Origin of the sequence: Micromonospora sp. NPDC023966 (genome assembly GCF_040639095.1) — a bacterium.
In the GTDB taxonomy this organism is placed as follows: domain Bacteria; phylum Actinomycetota; class Actinomycetes; order Mycobacteriales; family Micromonosporaceae; genus Micromonospora.
This window is the reverse complement of the sequence record NZ_JBEZZJ010000022.1, coordinates 21,774-42,030: the sequence shown is the minus strand read 5'-3', so window position 1 is coordinate 42,030 and position 20,257 is coordinate 21,774. Positions and strand designations below refer to the sequence as shown.

The 20,257-nt window shown below is 75.1% G+C and carries 21 protein-coding genes; 15 read left to right on the top strand and 6 right to left on the bottom strand.

Annotated elements, in window-relative coordinates:
* The first annotated feature begins 4 nt into the window (after positions 1-4).
* From AB0F68_RS24430 to AB0F68_RS24410, 5 genes are read left to right on the top strand one after another with little or no spacing between them, the layout of a single operon-like run.
* Positions 5-1,576, top strand: a complete 1,572-nt coding sequence (locus AB0F68_RS24430; protein WP_357342092.1) for an amidohydrolase family protein — start codon at positions 5-7, stop codon at positions 1,574-1,576.
* Positions 1,577-3,136, top strand: a complete 1,560-nt coding sequence (locus AB0F68_RS24425; RefSeq protein WP_357342090.1) for a lysine 5,6-aminomutase subunit alpha — start codon at positions 1,577-1,579, stop codon at positions 3,134-3,136.
* The gene (locus AB0F68_RS24420) at positions 3,133-3,885 is read left to right on the top strand and encodes an OAM dimerization domain-containing protein (protein ID WP_357342088.1); all 753 of its coding nucleotides are present in this window, start codon (positions 3,133-3,135) and stop codon (positions 3,883-3,885) included. Before AB0F68_RS24425 ends, AB0F68_RS24420 begins: the two co-directional genes overlap by 4 nt.
* A complete protein-coding gene (locus tag AB0F68_RS24415) occupies positions 3,882-4,274 on the top strand; it encodes a hotdog domain-containing protein (protein WP_355663979.1) in 393 nt (130 codons plus the stop codon). Before AB0F68_RS24420 ends, AB0F68_RS24415 begins: the two co-directional genes overlap by 4 nt.
* A gap of 58 nt (positions 4,275-4,332) precedes the next feature.
* Positions 4,333-5,667 carry a glutamate mutase L gene (locus AB0F68_RS24410; RefSeq protein WP_357342085.1) on the top strand — a complete coding sequence of 445 codons (1,335 nt, stop codon included), beginning with the start codon at positions 4,333-4,335 and terminating at the stop codon, positions 5,665-5,667.
* 417 nt (positions 5,668-6,084) lie between these two features.
* Here AB0F68_RS24410 and AB0F68_RS24405 read toward each other — a convergent pair whose 3' ends face one another.
* The gene (locus AB0F68_RS24405) at positions 6,085-6,852 is read right to left on the bottom strand and encodes a hypothetical protein (protein ID WP_357342083.1); all 768 of its coding nucleotides are present in this window, start codon (positions 6,850-6,852) and stop codon (positions 6,085-6,087) included.
* 130 nt (positions 6,853-6,982) lie between these two features.
* On the opposite strand from AB0F68_RS24405, the gene AB0F68_RS24400 reads away from it, so the two are divergent.
* The 5 genes from AB0F68_RS24400 (at position 6,983) to AB0F68_RS24380 (ending at position 10,747) form a co-directional block, all read left to right on the top strand.
* Positions 6,983-7,291, top strand: a complete 309-nt coding sequence (locus AB0F68_RS24400) for a hypothetical protein (RefSeq protein WP_357342081.1) — start codon at positions 6,983-6,985, stop codon at positions 7,289-7,291.
* Complete coding sequence (locus AB0F68_RS24395) at positions 7,288-7,686, top strand: hypothetical protein (RefSeq protein WP_357342079.1); 399 nt, start codon at positions 7,288-7,290, stop codon at positions 7,684-7,686. Before AB0F68_RS24400 ends, AB0F68_RS24395 begins: the two co-directional genes overlap by 4 nt.
* 69 nt (positions 7,687-7,755) lie before the next feature.
* On the top strand, positions 7,756-9,360 hold the full coding sequence (lnt, locus tag AB0F68_RS24390; protein ID WP_357342211.1) for an apolipoprotein N-acyltransferase: 1,605 nt from the start codon (positions 7,756-7,758) through the stop codon (positions 9,358-9,360).
* A 26-nt stretch (positions 9,361-9,386) separates the two neighbouring features.
* The gene (locus AB0F68_RS24385) at positions 9,387-10,175 is read left to right on the top strand and encodes a polyprenol monophosphomannose synthase (RefSeq protein WP_357342077.1); all 789 of its coding nucleotides are present in this window, start codon (positions 9,387-9,389) and stop codon (positions 10,173-10,175) included.
* A 56-nt stretch (positions 10,176-10,231) separates the two neighbouring features.
* Positions 10,232-10,747 (top strand): FxsA family protein, encoded by a 516-nt coding sequence (locus AB0F68_RS24380; RefSeq protein WP_357342075.1) that lies wholly within the window; start codon positions 10,232-10,234, stop codon positions 10,745-10,747.
* Positions 10,748-10,813: 66 nt separating this feature from the next.
* On the opposite strand, the gene AB0F68_RS24375 is transcribed toward AB0F68_RS24380, so the two are convergent.
* Positions 10,814-11,155: an RNA polymerase-binding protein RbpA gene (locus AB0F68_RS24375; RefSeq protein ID WP_007460094.1), complete on the bottom strand. Its 342-nt coding sequence runs from the start codon at positions 11,153-11,155 to the stop codon at positions 10,814-10,816.
* Positions 11,156-11,376: 221 nt separating this feature from the next.
* Here AB0F68_RS24375 and AB0F68_RS24370 point away from each other — a divergent pair, with 221 nt between their 5' ends.
* Entirely contained in the window at positions 11,377-12,858 is a 1,482-nt protein-coding gene (locus AB0F68_RS24370; RefSeq protein WP_357342073.1) for a peptide MFS transporter, read from the top strand.
* Positions 12,859-12,865: 7 nt separating this feature from the next.
* Here the strand turns inward: AB0F68_RS24370 and AB0F68_RS24365 are convergent, their stop codons facing one another.
* The 3 genes from AB0F68_RS24365 to AB0F68_RS24355 form a co-directional block, all read right to left on the bottom strand.
* Positions 12,866-13,456, bottom strand: coding sequence for a pyridoxamine 5'-phosphate oxidase family protein (locus AB0F68_RS24365; protein WP_357342071.1), 591 nt, complete (start codon positions 13,454-13,456; stop codon positions 12,866-12,868).
* 82 nt (positions 13,457-13,538) lie between these two features.
* Positions 13,539-14,690 carry a hypothetical protein gene (locus AB0F68_RS24360; protein ID WP_357342069.1) on the bottom strand — a complete coding sequence of 384 codons (1,152 nt, stop codon included), beginning with the start codon at positions 14,688-14,690 and terminating at the stop codon, positions 13,539-13,541.
* A gap of 86 nt (positions 14,691-14,776) precedes the next feature.
* Positions 14,777-16,141, bottom strand: a complete 1,365-nt coding sequence (locus AB0F68_RS24355) for an MFS transporter (RefSeq protein WP_357342067.1) — start codon at positions 16,139-16,141, stop codon at positions 14,777-14,779.
* Positions 16,142-16,216: 75 nt separating this feature from the next.
* Here AB0F68_RS24355 and AB0F68_RS24350 point away from each other — a divergent pair, with 75 nt between their 5' ends.
* Genes AB0F68_RS24350 through AB0F68_RS24335 form a run of 4 tightly spaced genes read left to right on the top strand, consistent with a single transcriptional unit; the run spans position 16,217 to position 19,569 of the window.
* Positions 16,217-16,861: a TetR/AcrR family transcriptional regulator gene (locus AB0F68_RS24350; protein ID WP_357342208.1), complete on the top strand. Its 645-nt coding sequence runs from the start codon at positions 16,217-16,219 to the stop codon at positions 16,859-16,861.
* Positions 16,862-16,915: 54 nt separating this feature from the next.
* A complete protein-coding gene (locus tag AB0F68_RS24345) occupies positions 16,916-18,229 on the top strand; it encodes an NAD(P)-binding domain-containing protein (protein WP_357342065.1) in 1,314 nt (437 codons plus the stop codon).
* Entirely contained in the window at positions 18,226-19,050 is an 825-nt protein-coding gene (locus tag AB0F68_RS24340; RefSeq protein ID WP_357342063.1) for an SDR family NAD(P)-dependent oxidoreductase, read from the top strand. Before AB0F68_RS24345 ends, AB0F68_RS24340 begins: the two co-directional genes overlap by 4 nt.
* A 9-nt stretch (positions 19,051-19,059) precedes the next feature.
* The gene (locus AB0F68_RS24335) at positions 19,060-19,569 is read left to right on the top strand and encodes an NUDIX domain-containing protein (RefSeq protein WP_357342061.1); all 510 of its coding nucleotides are present in this window, start codon (positions 19,060-19,062) and stop codon (positions 19,567-19,569) included.
* A gap of 21 nt (positions 19,570-19,590) precedes the next feature.
* Here the strand turns inward: AB0F68_RS24335 and AB0F68_RS24330 are convergent, their stop codons facing one another.
* Positions 19,591-20,241 (bottom strand): LysE family translocator, encoded by a 651-nt coding sequence (locus AB0F68_RS24330; RefSeq protein ID WP_357342059.1) that lies wholly within the window; start codon positions 20,239-20,241, stop codon positions 19,591-19,593.
* Between the last annotated feature and the right edge of the window lie 16 nt (positions 20,242-20,257).

Genomic DNA, 20,257 nt, shown 5'->3' with positions numbered 1-20,257 from the left:
CGCCATGACGAACCCCTCGACCTTGTATCGCGGCGGAGTGCTGCACTGTCCGGCCGACCCGAGCGCGACGGCGTTGCTGGTGCGTGACGGGAGGATCGCCTGGCTGGGCGCCGACGCCGACGCGCCGGCCGCCGACCGGGTGGTGGAGCTGGGCGGGGCGCTGGTGACGCCGGCGTTCGTGGACGCGCACGTGCACGCCACCGACACCGGCCTGGCCCTGTCCGGGCTGGACCTGTCGGCGGTGCGCTCCGCCGGTGAGCTGCTGGACGCGGTGGCGGCGTTCGCCGCCGCGCTGCCGGGTGACGCGGTGGTGCTCGGGCACGGCTGGGACGAGTCGTGCTGGGTGGAGCCGGCCCTGCCGGACGCGGCGGCGCTGGACCGGGCGGCCGGGGGGCGGCGGGTGTACCTGTCGCAGGCGTCGATCCACTCGGCGCTGGTGTCGGCGGCGCTGCTGGCCGCCTGCCCGGACGCGGCGGCCACCGCCGGCTACGACCCGTCGGGCTGGCTGCGGCGCGACGCGCACCACGTGGTGCGGGCGGCGGCGCTGGGCTCGGTCACGGCGGCGCAGCGGGTGGCGGCGCAGCGCGCGGCGCTGCGGCACGCGGCGTCGCTGGGTATCGCCGCGGTGCACGAGTGCGGCGGTCCGGGGACCTCCGACGAGAGCGACTTCACCGGCCTGCTGGCGATCTCCGGCGACGGGGTGCCGGAGGTGTACGGGTACTGGGGTGAGCTGCTGGGCGCGGCGAAGGCCCGGGAGCTGGGTGCGGTCGGCGCGGGCGGTGACCTGTACGCCGACGGGGCGCTCGGGTCGCGCACGGCGCACGTGTCGGCGGCGTACCTGGACGGGGAGCCTGGGGCGTGCGGGCACGGGTACGTGAGCGTCGAGCAGGTGCGTGACCACCTGTTGGACTGCGCGGCGCACGGCGTGCAGGGCGGTTTCCACGCCATCGGGGACGCGGCGATCGGCACGGTGCTGGACGGGTTCGCGCAGGCGGCGCAGAAGCTGGGCGTGGAGCGGTTGCGGGCGGCCCGGCACCGGGTCGAGCACGCGGAGATCATGAGCAAGCGGTTGATCGCCGGGTTCGTGGAGTACGGGATCGTGGCGTCGATGCAGCCGGCGTTCGACCGGCTGTGGGGCGGCGCGGGCCGGATGTACGAGTCGCGGCTGGGTCTGGACCGGTCGTTGGAGTCGAATCCGATGGGCGCCATGCACGGGGTGGGGGTGGCGTTGGCGTTCGGGTCGGACTCGCCGGTGACGCCGCTGGACCCGTGGGGGTCGGTGCGGGCGGCGGCGGCGCACCACAACCCGGTGCAGCGGATGAGTGTGCGGGCGGCGTTCGCCGCGCACACCCGCGGCGGGTGGCGGGCCGTGCACCTGGACAACGAGGGGGTCCTGGCGTTGGGTGCGCCGGCGACGTTCGCGGTGTGGGACACCCCGGCCGGGGTGGAGCGAGGGCTGCCGGTGTTGCAGGCCGAGGACCCGGAGGCGCGCGGCGCGGACGATCCGACGCCGCTGCCGGTGTGCCGGGCCACGGTGCTGCGCGGTGACGTGATCTATCAGCAGGAAGGCTTCTAGGTGACAGGCAAGCTTGGGCTGGATCCGGCGCTGGTGGCGCGGGCGCGGGAGTTGGCGCGCCGCGCCGGTCAGCCGGTGGTGGATCTGGCGCGCAGCCACACCACGGTGTCGGTGGAGCGGGCGGTGCTGCGGCTGGCCGGGGTGACCGGCGCCGATCCGGACGGCATCCCGTGGGTGAACCGGCTCGTGGACGCGGTCGTCGCCGACGTGGGTCTGGGCCACGGGGTGGCCGCGCCGGTGTTCGACGCCCTGGCGCGGGAGCAGATCGCGGACGTGACGCTGCTGGCGCAGAAGGCCGCCGCCGGGTCGGTGCGGTTCACCCAGCCGACCGGCAAGGCGGCCACGGCGGCCCGGAAGGCCGCCCGGCAGGCGGTCGCCGCGGGGGTGCGGCAGATCGACCGGCGCCGCGTCGAGCGGGACCGCCTGGTGAAGCGGTACGGGGATCCGAAGCAGCGGCCGTGGATCTACCTGATCGTGGCCACCGGTGACATCTACGAGGACATCCCGCAGGCGCAGGCCGCCGCCCGGGCCGGGGCGGACGTCATCGCGGTGATCCGCTCCACGGGGCAGTCGCTGCTGGACTACGTGCCCGAGGGCGCCACCCGGGAGGGCTTCGCCGGCACGTACGCCACGCAGGAGAACTTCCGGCTGATGCGGGCGGCGCTGGACGAGTCGTCGCGGGAGCTGGGCCGGTACGTGCGGTTGACGAACTACGCGTCGGGCCTGTGCATGCCGGAGATGGCCACCCTGGCCGGGCTGGAACGGCTGGACATGATGCTCAACGACTCGATGTACGGGATCCTGTTCCGCGACATCAACCCGATCCGCACCTTCGTCGACCAGCGGTTCTCCCGGCAGGTGCACGCCCGCGCCGGGATCATCATCAACACCGGCGAGGACAACTACCTCACCACCGCCGACGCGGTCGACGAGGCGCACACGGTGACGGTGTCGCAGCTGCTCAACGAGTACTTCGCGCACGAGGCGGGGCTGGCCGACTGGCAGCTGGGCCTGGGTCACGCGTTCGAGATCAACCCGGACCTGCCGGAGTCGTTCCGGCTGGAGCTGGCGCACGCGTTGCTGGCCCGGGAGCTGTTCCCCGACGCGCCGCTGAAGTGGATGCCGCCGACCAAGCACATGACCGGCGACGTGTTCCGCGGCAACCTGCTCGACGGGTTCTTCAACCTGGTCGGCGCCATGACTGGGCAGGGCATCCTGCTGGTCGGCATGATGACCGAGGCGGTGGTCACCCCGTGGCTGTCCGACCGGGACATCGCCCTGCAGAACGTCCGGTACGTGCTGGGCGCCGCGGGCGGGCTGCACGAGGACTTCGTGCCCGCCCCGGGCGGGTTCATCCAGCAGCGCGCCCATCGGGTGCTCGGTGAGGCCGTCGACCTGCTGGACCGCATCGGCGACCAGTCGCTGCTGACCGCGATCGCCGAGGGCACCTTCGGGATCATGAAGCGGCCCGCGGACCGGGGCAAGGGCCTCGACGGCGTCGCGAGGCACGAGGCCGACTACTACAACCCCGCCACGGACATCCTGGAGCAGGCGGCATGACGGAGAAGAAGATCGTCCGGCCGTACGGGGACACCACCGGCGACGGGATGGTGCAGGTGTCGTTCACCCTGCCCGTGCCGCACGACAAGCGCGCCGAGGGCGCCGCGGTCCAGCTCGCCAACAAGATGGGCATCGACCCGGCGATGCTGGTGCACGCCAAGCAGATGGGCGACGGGTTCACCTTCTTCGTCGTCTACGGGCGGGTGAACCACCTCGTCGACCTCGACATGGTGCAGGTGGTGGAACGGGACTTCCCGCTGCTGTCGGCCAAGGAGGTCAACGCGGTGGTGAAGCAGCGGATGCGGCGCAAGCTGTCCGTGGTGGGCGCCTGCATCGGCACCGACGCGCACACCGTCGGCATCGACGCGATCCTCAACGTCAAGGGCATCGCCGGGGAGAAGGGCCTGGAGTACTACCGGGAACTCAAGGTCACCAACCTGGGCGCGCAGGTCAGCGTCCCCGAGCTGGTCGAGGCGGCCCGGCAGGAGAAGGCCGACGCCGTCCTGGTCTCGCAGGTGGTCACGCAACGCGACGCGCATCTGCACAACACCCGGGAGATGTCCGCCGCGTTCCGGGAGGCCATGCCCGCCGGCAAGCGGCCCCTGCTGATCGTCGGCGGGCCCCGCTTCGACGAGACCATGACCGGGGAGCTGGGCGTGGACCGGATCTTCGGCCGCGGCACCACCCCCGGCGAGGTCGCCAGCTACCTGGTCCACGCCCTGATCACCGACAAGAAGGCGAAAGCATGAGCGACTCCCGGGTCGGCCTGACCGTCACCCACCGCCGGTACGTGCCGTACTCCCACGCCCACTACGCCGGGAACCTGGTCGACGGGGCGTACGCGCTGGGGCTGTTCGGGGACGTCGCGACCGAGGTGTGCATCCGCACCGACGGCGACGAGGGGCTGTTCGCCTCCTACTCCGACGTGCAGTTCAAGGCGCCGATGAAGGCCGGTGACGTGCTCGAGGTGGTCGCCACCGTCACCCGGGTCGGCACGCGCAGCCGCACCATCGACTTCGCCGCCCGCGTGGTGTGCCGGGGCCGCCCCGACAAGAGCGAATCGGCCGCCGAGGTCCTCGCCGAGCCGATCGTGGCGGTCACCGCGACCGGCACGGTGGTCGTACCCGCAGCCGCGTGAGCGCGAGGAGTGAGCCGGGTTTGCGAACCCCGCAGTCGCGAATGAAGGACAGCTCCGCGTGAACCTCGCCGTCTGCGCCGACGTCGGGTCCACGTACACGAAGGCGGCGGTGGTCGACCTCGACGGCGCGCGGCTCGTCGCCGCGGCGGCCGCGCCGACCACCGTCGGCACCGACGTGCTGTACGGCTTGGACGCGGCGGTCGGCGCCGCCACCGCCGGGCTGCCCGCCCGGGACCTGCCCTGGTACGTGTGCTCGTCGGCCGGCGGTGGCCTGCGGCTGGCCGTCATCGGCTACGAGCCGCTGGTCACCGCGCAGGCCGGCCGGCGGGTCGGGCTGTCCGCCGGGGCGAACGTGGTGCACGTGGCCGCCGGGCGGCTCGGCGCGGCCGACCTGACCGCGCTGCGCGCCGCCCGCCCCGACGTGGTGCTGCTCGTCGGGGGCACCGACGGCGGCGACGCGGACACGCTCGCCCACAACGCCACCCGGCTGGCCCGGGCCCGCTGGCGGGTGCCGGTGGTGCTCGCCGGCAACGCCGACGTCCGCGACGACCTGCACGCCCTGCTCGCCGCGGCGGGAGTGCCGGTCACCGCCGCCGGCAACGTGCTGCCCCGCATCGGGGTGCTCACCCCCGCGCCGGCCCGCGCCGCGATCCGGGAGGTGTTCCTGCGGCACGTCATCGGCGGCAAGAAACTGTCCCGCGGCAGCCGCTTCGCCCGCCTGGTGCGCGCCGCCACCCCCGACGCGGTGCTCACCGGGGTGGAGGTCCTCGCCGACGCCCTCGGCGGGGACCTGGCCGTCGTCGACGTCGGCGGCGCCACCACCGACGTGTACTCGGTGCTCACCCCCGACGAGCGCGACAGCGGCCCCAGCCAGGAGGTCGCCGGCACCCTGTGGCGGGCCCGCACCGTCGAAGGGGACCTCGGCATGCGGTGGAGCGCCCCCGGCGTGGTCCGCGCCGCCGCCGAGGAACGCCTCCTCGGCGGCGGGGAGGAGGACGACCTGGCCGCCGCGGCGGCGGTCCGGGCCGCCGACCCCGGCTTCCTGCCCGCCGACGACGCCGACCGGGCCGCCGACCGGCGCATCGCCGCGCTCGCCGCGACGGTGGCGCTGCGCCGGCACGCCCGCGGCGCCGCCACCGGCGAACGCGCCGGCCGGGACTTGCGCGACGTGAAGCTGATGGTCGGCTCCGGCGGGGTGCTGCGGCACGCCGCGCCCGACGACGCCGCGGGGGTCCTCGCCGCGGTCCTCGGCGACCACGCCGGCGGGTGGCCGCTGCCCCGCGCCGCGCGCGCCGTCGTCGATGTCGACTACGTCCTGGCCGCCGGTGGGCTGCTCGCCGCCGAGCACCCCGGCGCGGCGGCGGCGCTGCTGCGCCGGCACCTGGCCGGCTGAGCCGTCGCCGACCGCGCACGCATCGAGACGCGCCGACGCGACACGCCGTGTTGCAACACACGACAGGCCCGGGTGGGTTGACAGCGGCGGGGGTGCACGCCGTACCGTCTTTGAGTCCTACCACGGGAAGCGGCTGTTGTTCGCTTCGTCCCTTCGTCCGCTGGCCGAGCGACCGGAAGGTTGCGGCGGCCAGGTCCAGCGGGCGGGGGTCGGCGGGGCGGCGCGAACCGGCTGCGGTTACCGGTGTACGGGCAGGGTGAGAGGCACGGCCAGTAGACAACGGCCAGGCGGGGGCAGCCAGTCCACGTCGGGTCGGTCCGAAGGTCGGCGTCGATCGTCCTCGCCCCACCGGCCGGGAAGGGCCTGGGAGCATCGGGGCGCGGCGTCAGCCGCGCCCCGATTTTCGTCACCCCGCGATCAGTCGTTGAGGACCTCGTAGACGGCGGCCGGGGCGGGATCGATCCGGCCCTCGAACGGCGCGCCGAGATCCGGTTTGAATCCGTGCCCCGAGTAGCTGATCTCCGACGACTGCTCGGGCTCGCCGCCGGCGGCCGGCAGTGTGAACCGGAGGCCGAGCAGCCGTTGCTGGCCGTCCACCGTGGCCTCGAACGCGACGGCCGCCCGCTGCTGCTCGGTGAGCGCGGCGAGGCGCTCCTCGTCCACCAGCCCGCTGGTGTCCACGTCTGGCACCCGCGTGAAGTCCAGCGTGCCGCGGTAGCGGCCGGTCCCGGCCGGCTCGGCGGAGGCGATGCCGGCGAACAGGTCGCTCGCGTGCGCCGGGTCGCCGAACCGTTCCAGGCGGGCGCGCGCCGCCGGGTCGACCTTGCGCACGTCGATCCGGGTCCACCGGTCCCCGGTCAGCGGATTGCTGCGCGCCAGGTGCTCGCCGTCGCGGTGCAGCACCTCGAACGTCAGGCGGACCTTGCCGGCGTCGCCCCCGACGGCCCGCAACCGCAGCCAGCCGTCGCTGCCGTCCACCGCTCCCACCCCGATGGTGTCGTGGGTGCGGAACTGGAAGCTGTACGGCGCACGGTCCAGCGCCTCGGCGGCGTTTCGCAGCGCCTGCGCGGAGTCCGGCGTCGGCGATGCGTCCGCGTGGCCGCCGACGAGGTCCCCCGCCACACCGCAACCGGTCAGGGTGAGCAGGAGGGCGAGCGCGGTCGCCGCCGAATCACGCAGTCTCACCGGACACCTCCCTCGGGTAGGTCCGCCTGCCGATGTACCCCCGGCTCAACCAGGTAAATCCCTGGATGCGTGCCGCCGCGCCCGGTCGGCGGGCCCCGGCACGGCGGTGCCACCGGTTATGCTTGCTGGTATGACCGGAGCGGTGCGGAAATTGTCGATCTCGGTCCCGCCGGACGTCGCCGAACGCCTCGAACGGGAACCCAACGCCAGCGCCTTCCTGGTGCACGCCGCGCGGGCGCTGATGCGCCGGGAAGCCCTCGACGCCGAACTGGCCCATCAGGGCATCGCGGTCACCGACGAGGGGGTCGCCCGGGCTCGGGCGGCCCGCGCCGCCGTCGACGTCGCCTGGTCGGCCGAGCGCTACCAGGCGATCCGCGAGCGGGTGCGGCACGCCACCGCCGGCGACGAGGATCCCGCCGGCCGGGTCACCGCCGCGTGAGCGACCCCGACGCCCCGCCCGTGCGGCTGCTGCTCGACCGGTCGGCGCTGCTGGCGTACCTGGCCGGGTCGGTGCACGTGGGAGAGACGCTGCACGAGGTGATCGCCGACGGCGTGCGCTTCGGGGTGACCGCGGTCGCCGCCGCCGAGGCGTACGCGGCCGTCGACGACCCGAAGGACCGGGCGGCGCTGCGGCGCCTGCTCGCCCTCGACGCCTGCGCCGTGCTGGCCACCGCGGGCGGATCGTGGCAGGAACTGGCGTACTGGCGGGGCTTCACCGGCCGGGTCGACCTGGCCGCCACCGTGCTGGCCTGCCTCGACCACGACGCCCCGATCCTCACCGGCGAGGCCCACTACGGCGACGACGACCTGCCGGTCATCCGGCTGCCCGAGTGAGCCCGCCCGGACGGGTCGACGGCCCGCCCGGCCGGGTAGCCTTCGGCGCGTGATCGTGGTGAGGTGCCGGTGACGACGCTCGACCGGGAAGAAGCGCGTGCCACCGACGGGGCACGCCCGGGCGACGGCGGGCGTCCCCTGCCGCTGAAACTGGCCGTCCCGGCGGCCGTGCTGGCCGGTCTGGCGCTGCTGGTCGCCTTCCCCCCGTACGGGCTGTGGCCGCTCGCGCCGGCCGGTGTGGCGCTGCTCGCCGCCGCGGCGCACCGTCGGCGGCTGCGCGCCGGCGCCGGGCTGGGCTTCCTCGCCGGGGTGGCGCTGTTCGCGCCGCTGCTGGAGTGGACCAACCTGCACACCGGCTACGTGCCGTGGCTGCTGCTCTCGCTGCTCCAGGCCGGCTACCTGGCGCTGCTCGGCGCCGCCACCGCCTGGGGGTCCCCGCTGGTCGACCGGCACCGCGCCGCGTGGCCGCTGGTCACCGGGGTGCTGTGGGTGGGGCAGGAGGCGCTGCGCGACCGCACCCCGTTCGGCGGGTTCCCGTGGGGGCGGCTGGCGTTCAGCCAGGACACCTCCCCGCTGCTGCGGCTGGCCGCGCTCGGCGGCGCCCCGCTGGTCACCTTCGCCGTCGCGCTCACCGGCGGGATCCTGCTGACCCTCGCCTGGCGGGACTGGCGCCACCCCGCCGGGCTGTGGCGTCCGGTGGCCGGGCTCGCCGCCGCCCTCGCCGCGGTGCTCGCCGCCGGCCCCGCCCTGCCGGCCGGGGTACGCGGCGGCGGCGACACCGTCACCGTCGCCATCGTCCAGGGCAACGTGCCCCGCCTCGGGCTGGACTTCAACGCCCAACGGCAGGCGGTGCTCAACAACCACGTCGACGCCACCCTGAAACTGGCCGAACAGGTCGCCGCGGGCACACAACGCCGCCCCGACCTGGTGGTGTGGCCGGAGAACTCCAGCGACATCGACCCGCTGCGCAACCCCGGCGCCGGCGACCGGATCACCCAGGCCGCCGACGCGATCGGCGCGCCGATCCTGGTCGGCGCGGTGCTGCTCGGCCCCGGCGAGGGTCAGGTCCGCAACGCCGGGCTGCTGTGGCGCCCCGGCAGCGGCGCCGACCTGGACCAGCTCTACACCAAGCGCCACCCCGTGCCGTTCGCCGAGTACGTGCCGCTGCGCGAGATCGCCCGGATGGTCAGCTCCGAGGTCGACCGGGTCCGCTCCGACTTCGTCCCCGGCAGCACCCCCGGCGTGCTGGACACCGGCGCGGCCACCCTCGGCGACGTGATCTGCTTCGAGGTCGCCTACGACGGCATCGTCCGGGACACCGTCACCGGCGGCGGGCAGCTGCTGGTGGTGCAGACCAACAACGCCACCTTCGACGTGGCCGAGGCCCGCCAGCAGCTGGCCATGGTCCGGCTGCGCGCCGTCGAGCACGGTCGCGCCGCGCTGATGGCCTCCACGGTCGGGGTGTCCGGGTTCGTTTCCCCGGACGGGCGGGTAGACGGGGCGACCGGGTTCAACACCGCCGCGGTGGTGGTGCGGCAGATGCGACTCGGCGACGGACGTACCCCGGCCACGACGGCGGGGGTGTGGCCGGAGGTTTCCCTCGCGGCGCTCGCCGTCGCGGCCCTGGCCGGCGCGGCCGTGCTGCGCCGCCGGCGGGAGGTCAGCCCGGAATAGGGACGACGAGCGGGAGGCGGTACACGGTGGGCTTGGTAGCCGACAAGCGCACGGTCGGCCATCCCGGGGTGGGACGGGTCCTCGTGGTCATTCCCACCTACAACGAGGCCGAGAACGTCGACCGGATCGTCGCCCGGGTGCGGGCGGCGGCGCCGGGGGTGGACGTCCTCGTCGCCGACGACAACAGTCCCGACGGCACCGGCGCCATCGCCGACCGGCTGGCCGGCGCCGACCCGCACGTGCACGTGCTGCACCGCCCCGGCAAGGAAGGGCTCGGCGCGGCCTACCTGGCCGGTTTCGCCTGGGCGCGGCAGCGCGGCTACGACGCCGTGGTGGAGATGGACGCCGACGGCTCGCACGCCCCGGAGGACCTGCCGGCGCTGCTGGACGCCGCCCGCGACGCCGATATGGTGATCGGCTCCCGGTGGACCCGCGGCGCGCGGGTGCTGAACTGGCCGCTGCGGCGGCTGCTGCTGTCCCGGGCCGGCAACCTGTACGCGCGCCTGGCGCTGGGCGTGCCGGTCTCCGACGCCACCGGCGGCTACCGGGTGTACCGGTCGGCCGCGCTGGACGCCATCGACCTGGCCTCGGTGCGCTCCCAGGGGTACGCCTTCCAGGTGGAGCTGTCCCGGCTGGCGCACCGCGCCGGGGTGCGCATGGTCGAGGTGCCGATCACCTTCGCGGAGCGGGAGCACGGCGACAGCAAGATGAGCCCGCTGATCGTGGCCGAGGCGCTGTGGCGGATCACCACCTGGGGGCTGCGGGACCGGCGGGCGTCGGCCCGCCGCCCGGACGCGTTGGCCCGCTGGCCGTGAGCGCGGACGTGTCATGCTGGAAGGGCGTGATGACACCGCCGTGCGGATGAGGTGAGATGCGCCGAGGACTGAAGTACGTACCACCGGCTCTGCTGCTGCTCGCGCTGCTGGAGCTGACCGTGTTCGTCCTGGTGGGCCGGGGCGTCGGGTTCGGGTTCGCGGTGCTGCTGGTGTTCGCGGCCTCGCTGCTGGGCCTGGTGCTGCTGCGCCGGGAGGGCCTGCGGGCCTGGCGCGGCTTCCGGGCCGCGGTGGAATCCGGGCAGCCGCCGGGGCAGCAGGTCACCGACGGCCTGGTGGGCCTGCTCGGTGCGCTGCTGCTGGCGTTGCCCGGCCTGGTCAGCGGCGTGGTGGGGCTGCTGTTGCTGGTGCCGCCGGTGCGGCGGCTGGCCCGCGCCGGGGTGCGCCGGGCCACCGAGCGCCGGGTGTCGTCGATGGTCGCCGGTGACCTGTTCGGGCCGCGCCGGGTGCGGGTGCGCCGGGGCGCGCCGCAGCCCACGTCGGCCCCGCAGCCGCAGCCGGTCACCGAGCCCGGCCGGGCCATCGAGGGGGAGATCGTCGAACCCGGCCGGTGAAACCGGACAGACATGACGAAGCGCCCCCGGGGTGATCCCGGGGGCGCTTGGCGTCGTTACGGGTGCTCAGGCGCGACCGCGGCGGGTGCGGACCTCCTGGAGCCGCTCGGCGAGGATGTCCTCCAGCTCGGCGATCGAGCGCCGCTCCAGCAGCATGTCCCAGTGGGTACGCGGCGGCTTGGCCTTCTTCTGCTCGGGCTCGTTGCCGTCGACCAGGCGGGCGACGCTGCCGTCGAACTTGCACTCCCAGGTCGTCGGAACCTCGGCGTCGACGGCGAACGGCACCTCGAACTGGTGCCCCTTCGCGCAGAGGTACTCGCGGGTCTGACGCGGCGCGAGCTCCGTGTTGCGGTCGGATTCGTAGCTGACTGCGCCCAGCCGGCTACCGCGCAGCATACGCTCGCCCATGATCGACTTCCCCTCGTTCGTGGTGCTGTCTTCAGGTGTAACGGTCCGTCACCGCCGGCCCATTCCCGGCCACGCCGACAGGGCCGGCGTGGGGTCGGGATCCTCAAGAGTAGCCGGTCATGACAGCTGCCCGGCGGGGTCGTCCCCGGCCGGGCCGAATCGGTGGAGTGTTTCGACCGCCAACGGGGATGTTAGCCGCCTCCACGTGTGCGGAGGTGACGATGACCAGTGACGCGCCGGTCGATGCCCGACCACCCGGCGGGAAGACCTTCTTCGGTCACCCCCGGGCGCTGTCCACCCTGTTCCTCACCGAGATGTGGGAGCGGTTCAGCTTCTACGGCATGCGGGCCATCCTGGTGCTGTACCTGACCGCGTCGGTCGCCGACGAGGGGCTGGCCATCGGGGAGTCCACCGCCAACGCCGTCTACGGCACCTACAACGCGATGGTGTACCTGATGGCGCTGCCCGGCGGGTGGGTGGCCGACCGGCTGATCGGCGCGCGGCGCAGCGTGCTCTGGGGCGGCGTGGTGATCGCCGCCGGGCACTACGTGATGGCGGTCCCGGCCCGGTGGAGCGTGTTCGCCGGCATGACGCTGATCGTGCTCGGCACCGGCCTGCTCAAGCCCAACATCTCCACCATGGTCGGCGACCTCTACGACCGGGACTCCCCGCGCCGCGACGCCGGGTTCTCGATCTTCTACATGGGCATCAACCTGGGCGCGTTCATCGCCCCGCTGATCACCGGCTTCCTCGGCGAGCGGATCAACTGGCACCTGGGCTTCGGCGCGGCCGCGATCGGCATGACCTTCGGCGTGCTCCAGTACGCGCTCGGCCGGCGCAACCTCGGTGACGCCGGCGCCCGACCGGCCGACCCCCTGCTCGGCGCGGACCGGCGGCGGGCGCTGACCCGCATCGCCGTGGTCACGGTGGCGGTGCTCGTCGTGCTGGCCGTGCTCGCCTTGGTCGGGCTCTTCACCGTCAACACGGTGGTCAACCTGCTCACCCTGGTCACCGTGCTGGTCACCGTCGCGTACTTCGCGCGGATCCTGACCGACCGGGAGATCAGCGCCACCGAGCGCAGCCGGATGAAGGCGTACCTGTGGCTGTTCGTCTTCGCCGCCGCGTTCTGGCTGATCTACGACCAGGCCGGGTCGGTGCTGAACATCTTCGCCGAGGACCAGACCGACCGGAACGTGGCCGGCTTCACCTTCCCGGCGTCGTGGCTGCAGTCGGTGAACCCGATCCTGATCATCATCGGCGCGCCGCTGGCCGCCTGGCTGTGGCTGAAGCTCGGGCACCGGGTGTCCACGCCGATGAAGTTCGCCGTCGGCCTGGTGCTCAACGGCCTGTCGTTCGTGCTGATGGCCGCCGCCGCGCAGGCCGCCGTCGGCGGCGACCTGGTCTCGCCGTGGTGGCTGGTGGCGGTGTACGCGATCCAGGTCGCCGGTGAGCTGGCGCTGAGCCCGGTGGGCCTGTCGGCCACCACGAAGCTCGCCCCGGTCAAGTACGCCAGCCAGATGCTGGGCCTGTGGTTCCTCGCCACCGCCGTCGGCGACGCGATCGGTGGTCAGGTGGCGCGGCTGGCCGACACCTGGTCCGAGCCGACGTACTTCCTGACCTTCGGCCTCGCCTCGGTGGTGCTGGGGCTGGCCGCGGTGATGTTCACCCGGCAGATCCGGCAGCTGATGGCCGGCATCCACTGACCGGGGCTCACCTCGCCGGGGTCGGCGGCAGCGGCAGCGGCAGGCCGGGCAGCCCGTCGATGCTGGTCGTCACATGCTCCTTGCCGGCGAAGTACGCGCTCAGCGACGCGTCGTCCTCCCGGGCGAACCGCCGCCCGTGCAGGTCCCGGTCGGCCTCGTAGGTCATCAGCGGCACGGCGTAGCCGCAGGTGTCGCGGATCAGCTCGGCGCGGACCACGACGATCGCCCGCAGCCCGTGCGGGTCCGGGTCGATGTCCGGGAAGTGCCGGAGCAGCTCCGGCCACCGCGGGTCGTCGCGGAACACCGGCTCGCCCCGCCCGTGCACGCGGACGATGTTCGGCGGGCCGGTGAAGGCGCACCACATCAGCGTGATGCGGCCGTTCTCCCGCAGGTGCGCGACGGTCTCGGCGTTGCTGCCGGCGAAGTCCAGGTAGGCGACTGTCAGCTCGTCGAGCACGGCGAAGGAGCCGCGCAGGCCCTTGGGGGAGAGGTTGATGGTGCCGTCGCCGGACAGGGGGGCGGTGGCCGTGAAGAACATCGGCTGCGTCTCGATGAAGCTCCGCAGCCGGCCGTCGATGCGCTCGTACGTCTTACCCACGCCCTGATCATGCTCCGCGGAGGTCACCTTCCGCTCTCCCGTCCCAGCTCGTGGCCGGTGGGCCGGCGGCGCGACGGTGGCGTCAGCCGGTGCGGGAGCCGAGCCGGGCCAGGGCGGACGCCAGGTCGCTGACCTGGTCGGCGAGTTGACCGGCCCGCCGCTGGGCGGCGTCGCGGTCGGCCTCGGCCGCGGCCAGCCGTGCGGTCAGCTCGGCAAGCCGGGCCTCGACGGCGGCGGCGGCCTGCCGCGCGGCCGCCAGGTCGGCGGCGAGGGCGTCCCGCTCGGCGGCGCGGGCCGCCAGCTCCTCCCGGGTGGCCGTGGCCGCCGCGACGGCCTCCGCCCGGCCGGCCTCGGCCCGGTCCCGGGCGACCTGCGTCTCCTGCCCGATCCGCCGCGCCTCCGCGGCCTCCGCGCGGGCCTGCTCGGCCGCCGCCTGTCCGGTCCGCCGCGCCTCGGCGGCGTCCGCGCGGGCCGTCTCGGCCTCGGCGCGGGCCCGGTCGGCCTCGGCGCGCAGCCGCTCGGCCCGCTCCAGCGCCTCGCCGGCCGAGCGGGTGGCCCGCTCGGCGTCGCCCCGGGTGGCGTCCCGCTCGGCGGTCAGGTCGGTGACCCGCCGGCGCTCGCCGTCGCGTTCGGCCCGCACGGTACGCAGCTCGTGGCGGGCGGCGTCGCGGTCCCGCTCGGCCTGCACCCGCAGCGCCTGCGCGGCGCCGGCCTCCCCGCGGGCCTCGTCCCGGGCCGCCTCGGCGTACCGGGCCCGGTCGGTGGCCGCTGCGGACTCCGCCTCGGCCCGGTCGGCCCGCTCCCGGGCGGCGTCGCGTTCGGCCAGCGCCGCCCGGGCCTCCTGGCGGGCCCGGGCGGCGACCGCGGCGGCGTCCTCGGCGTCCCGGCGGGCCTCGTCGCGTTCGGTGTGCGCCGCCGCCACCTGGGCGGCCGTCTCGGCGCGGACCTCGGCGAGCTGCCGCTCCACCCCGGCGGGGGAGAGCTCGGCGTGCAGCGCGTCGGTGAGGGTCTCCACGATCTGGTCGAGCCGGTCCACCGCCTCCCAGGTGCGGGCCACCTGCCCGGGCAGGCCGGGGGCGTTGCGGTGGCGCATCCGGGAGTTGCGCGACGCCCGCTGGCAGGCGCCGTCGTTGTCCCGGCAGTACCGGAAGGGCCGGCCGGCGCCGGCGCGCTGCGGCACGTCCCGTCCACAGTGGGCGCAGGGGCGGGTCTCGGGGGCGGGCTCGGCGTCCATCGGCGGCGAAGTCTAGTTGCCGCGGGTCACGACGGCGCCGACGGCCCGGTGCGAATCACGGCCTGGTCGCCGTGCGGCCCGACCCGTCAGTCGGCAACCTGGCGGCCGGCGTCGGCGCGGGCCGCGCGGTCGAGGGTGTAGCGGCGTTGCAGCAGCACCGCGACCACCATCACGGCGGCGGGCAGCAGGCCGAAGCCGTACCGGATCGCCGCCAGCGCGCCCGGCGACTGGGTGACCGTCTGCCCGGCGGCGGAGGCCACGAAGCCTCCGGCGGCCAGGCAGAGCGCGTAGGCGTAGGGGCCGAGCGTCGCGCCGGTGGCCTCGGTGGCGGTCCACACGCCGGTGTACGTGCCGGCCCGGTCGGTGTCGGCGGCGCGGATCACGTCGGGCAGCATCGAGAAGGGCAGCAGCTGCATCCCGGCGAACGCCACCCCGAGCACCGCCACGGCGGCGACCAGCACCGGCAGCCCGGCCGGACGGCCGACGGCCAGCACCAGCGCGCCGGCGGCGAAGGCCAGCTGCCCGGCGAGCAGCGCCCGCTGCTTGCCGAACCGCCGGGCCACGGCCAGCCAGGCCGGGGTCACCAGCAGCGCCGGCGCGACGAACGCGGCGACCAGCACCGTGGTGAGCTTCGGGCGGCCCAGCTCGTACTCGGCGTAGTAGGGCACCCCGGCCAGCACCAGGTGAGTGGTGGTCGACATGGCCAGGTACGCGCCGACCAGCCAGCGGAACTGCCGATCGCGCAGGCTCGCCGCCAGGGCCCGCCACCCGCCCGCCGGGTGCGGCGGCGCCGGCACGGCCGCGGCGCGGCGCAGCCGGTCGATCCCGGCGACGCCGATCGCCATGGCGGCGAGCATCCCGACCGCGAGCAGCGCCGCCATCCGCAGGTAACCGCCGCGGGTGGCGTCGTCGCCACCGGCCAGCAGCGGCGCGAGTAGCCCGGAGACCAGGATGCCGAGGGTGAGCACCACCATCCGGAAGGCCATCAGCCGGGTCCGCTCGTGATAGCCGATCCGCAGGTCCGCCGGGGTGGCCAGGTAGGGCACCTGGTACGCGGCGAAGAGCAGGTTCCCGGCGACGAAGAACAGCGCTACCCAGGCCGCGGCGGCCGGGCCGCTCAGCCCGCCGGGCACCGCGAACAGCGCGGCGAACGCCGGCGGCAGGGCGCAGCCGGTCAGCAGCAGCCGCCGCCGGTGGCCGCGGCGGGCCTGCTCGACGTCGCAGCGGTATCCGATCCAGGGGTGCAGCAGCACGTCGGCGATCTTCGGCAGCAGCAGGCTCAGCCCCGCGAGCCACGGGGCGACCGCGAGGACGTCGGTGAGGAAGTAGAGCAGCAGCAGTCCGGGCACGGTGACCCAGACGCCCATGCCGAGCGAGCCGGCGGCGAAGCCGACCAGTGGGCCGCGCGGCAGGGCGGCGGCGGCCCGCCGCCGCTGGTCGAGCCCGGTCATCGCCGCCTCCTCCTGGGGCACGCCGCCCCAATCCAACGGATGCTGGATTGTAGGGGGAACAATGGCGGGATGACCATGCCCCGCCGCCGACCGGGCCGGCCCCGCCGCGACGACCAGCGACCCACCCGCGACCTGGTGCTCGCCGCCGCCACCGCGCTCTTCGCCGAGCGTGGCTTCGACGCGGTGAGCCTGCGCGACGTCGCCGCCGCGGCGGGCGTCGACGTGGCCACCGTCGCCCACCACACGGGTACGAAGGCGCAGCTCTACGACGCCTGCTTCGCCCGGGTCTTCGCCGCGGAGCGGGAGGTCATCGAGGCGGCCGGTGAGCGCGCAAGGGCGGCCCTGCCGGCCGGGCCGGCCGACGCGCTGCGCGCGCTGCACGACCTGGTCGACGTGTTCGTCGACTTCCTCGAGGACCGGCCGGAGACCACCGCGCTGTGGCTGCGCCGCTGGCTGGAGCCGCACCGGCACGCCGACCTCGACCAGCGGTACGCGGCCCCGCTCTACGCGCTGGTCGAGGAGTTGCTCGCCGCCGCCGCGGCGGGCGGCGCCCTGGTCGAGCCGGCCCCGCACGTCACCGTGCGCAGCCTGGTCTGGGCGGTGCACGGGCACGTGGTGGCCCTCGCCGCGCAGCACGGCTCCGGCGCCCGGGAGCGGCGCGAGTTCCGGGCCTTCGTGCACCGCTTCCTCGATGGGCTGTACCCGCCGGCCACCCCTTGACGGGCCGCCGCCCGCCGGGGATTATCCAGCGGTCGTTGGATTTAGGAGGCGGGCATGACGGCGCAGCCCAGGGTGGCGGTCATCGGCGCCGGCGCAGCCGGACTGGCCACCCTCAAGGCGCTCGCCGACGCCGGCGTGCCGGCGGTCGCGTTCGAGACCGCCGACACGGTCGGCGGCCTCTGGGTGTACGGGTCGCCCGGCTCGCCGGCGTACCGGACGCTGCACCTGAACACCAGCAAGGGGCGCACCCAGTTCGCCGACCACCCGATGCCGGCGCACTGGCCCGACTACCCGGACCACACCCGCATCGCCGGCTACCTCGCCGACTACGCCGACCGGTTCAGGCTGCACGACGCCGTGCGGCTGCGGCACACCGTCGAGCGGGTCACCCCGGCGGCGGCGGGCGGCTGGACCGTGCACGCCACCGGACCGGACGGGCCGGTCCACCTCGACGTCGAGGCGGTGGTGGTGGCCAACGGGCACAACCGGGTGCCGAAGCGGCCCGACCCGTACCCGGACGGGTGCACCGCCGAGCAGCTGCACAGCCACGACTACCGGGGCCCGGAGCAGCTCACCGGCCGGCGGGTGCTGGTGGTCGGGGGCGGCAACTCCGCCATGGACATCGCCGTCGACGCCTCGTACGCCGCCTCGCGCACCCTGCTGTCGCTGCGCCGCGGGGTCTGGGTGGTGCCGAAGTACCTGCTCGGTCGCCCCTCCGACACCCTCAACGGGGCGCTCGCCCGCCGGCTGCCCTGGCGGCTGCGGCAGCGGATCAGCCAGACCATGCTCACCGCCACCGTCGGCCCACCCGCCCGGTACGGGCTGCCCGCTCCCGCCCACGGCTTCCTCCAGGACCACCCCACCCTCTCCGACGGGCTGCTGTCCCGGCTCACCCACGGCGACATCCAGGCCCGTCCCGGCATCGCCCGGTTCGCCGGCGACCGGGTCGAGTTCACCGACGGCCGTGCCGACGAGGTGGACCTGGTGATCTGGTGCACCGGCTACCGGGTGGAGGTGCCCTTCCTCGACCCCGAGCTGCTCGGCGACGGCGCCGACCGGCTACCCCTCTACCGGCACGTGTTCCACCTGGACGCCCCCGGTCTGGCCTTCGTCGGGCTCATGCAGTCCACCGGCGCGGCGTTCCCGCTGGTCGAGGCCCAGGCCCGGCTGGTGGCCGGCTGGCTCGCCGGCACCTGGGCCCCGCCGGACCGGGCCCGGCAGGCCGCCGTCTGCCGAGCCGAACTGCGCGCCGCCACCACCCGGTGGGGGCAGCGCCGGCCGCACATGCGGGTCGACTTCGACGCGTACCTGACCGAGCTGCAGCGGGAGCTGACCGCCGGGCGGCGTCGCGCGCAGGTGCGACGGTGAGCGGGCTGGCCGGGCGGCGGGTGCTGGTCACCGGCGCGCGGGGCACCTTCGGGCGGCACCTGTGCGCCGCGCTGACCGGCGCGGGCGCCCGCGTCGTCGGGCTGGACCTGCACCCGGACGAGAGCGGCGACATGCCGGTGCTCGGCTGCGACCTGACCGACCCGGCCGCCGTGCCGGCCGCGGTGGCCGCCGCCGTGGACCGGCTCGGCGGCCTGGACCTGCTGGTCAACAACGCCGGCGTCGGCGGACCCGCCCCGGCCGAGCTGCCCCCCGACGAGGTGGTCCGCCGGCAACTGGAGGTCAACCTGCTCGCCGCCTGGCGCACCACGGCGGCGGCGCTGCCCGCACTGGAGGCGACCCGCGGCCGGGTGGTCTTCGTGGCCAGCCGGATGGCCGTGCTGCCGCTGCCCCTCGCGGCCGCGTACGGGGTGAGCAAGCGGGCCCTCGTCGCGTACGCCGACGCGCTGCGCCACGAGGTCGGCACCCATGTCGGGGTCAGCGTCGTCTACCCGAGCATGGTCGCCTCGCCGATCCACGACAGCACCGCCGAGGCCGGGCTGTCACTGAACGGGGTGTCGCGGCTGGAACCCGTCGAGGGGGTCGTCGCGGCGATCCTGCGCGCCGCCACCGCCCGCCGGGCGCCCCGGGACGTGGCCACCACCGGACGGGGCCGGCTGGAGCTGGCCCTGGCCCGCCACGCGCCCGCGCTGGCCGACCGGCTGGTGCGCCGTACCGTCGCCGGGCGGTTGGCCGCCGGCGACCTGGACGGTGCGCCGCTGGCCGCCGGCATGCTCCGGCGGCACCGGGAGGCCCGCCGGTAGGGTGCCGCCATGCCTGTCTCGCCCTACATCGCGCGGATGCGCCGGCACATCGGATCCGACCTGCTGATGCTGTACGGGGTCAGCGCGGTGGTGACCGACGAGTCCGGGCGGGTGCTGCTGGCCCGCCGCGGTGACAACGGCCGCTGGTCGGTGCCGGCCGGCACGGTCGACCCCGGCGAGCAGCCCGCCGACGCGCTGATCCGCGAGGTCCGCGAGGAGACCGGCGTCGAGATCGAGATCGAGCGGATCGGCGGGGTGGCCACCCATCCGGTCGTCTACCCCAACGGGGACGCCTGCGAGTTCCTCAACGTGTGGTTCCGTTGCCGGGCGATCGGGGGCACCGCCACCGCCGACGGTGACGAATCCCTCGCGGTCGGCTGGTTCGCCCCGGACGAGCTGCCCGAGCTGGACGACTGGTCCCACCTGCGGATCGGCACCGCGCTGCGCGAGGACCCCCAGCCCTGGTACGCCGCACCGGGTGAACGCCACCCGGCGCTCACCCAGCCCGACAACCTCTGATCGGGCAGCCCGGCGTACCGGTCAGGGGGCGGCGACGGCGGCGCGCGAGCGGTCCGCGGCGATCCGGATCGCGAGCCCGGCCAGCACGGTGCCCATCACGTAGCGCTGGGCCCGCGCCCAGGCGGGCCGCCGGGTGAGGAACGCCGACACCGTGCCGGCGGTGAGCACGATCAACCCGTTCACGGTCAGCGCGATGCCGATCTGGGTCAGCCCCAGCAGCAGGCTCTGCACCGCCACGTGCCCGCGCGCCGGGTCGACGAACTGCGGCAGCAGCGACACGTAGAGGATGGCGATCTTCGGGTTCAGCAGGTTGGTGACCAGGCCCATGGTGAACAGCCGCCGCGGGCGGTCCGGCGGCAGCGGCGCCGGGGTGAACGCCGACCGCCCGCCCGGGCGCAGGGTCCGCCAGGCCAGCCACAGCAGGTACGCCGCGCCGCCCAGCTTCACCGCCGTGTACAGCGGTGGGACCAGCACGAAGACCGTGGCGATGCCGGCCACCGCGGCGGCCAGGTAGACCAGGAAGCCGACGGCCACGCCGAGCAGCGACACCAGCCCGGCCTGCCGCCCCTGGGTGACCGACCGGGACACCAGGTAGACCATGTTCGGGCCGGGCGTGAGCACCAGACCCAACGCCACCAGGGCGATCCCCACCAGCGCGCCGACCGTGACCATGCGTCCTCCCCGCCGT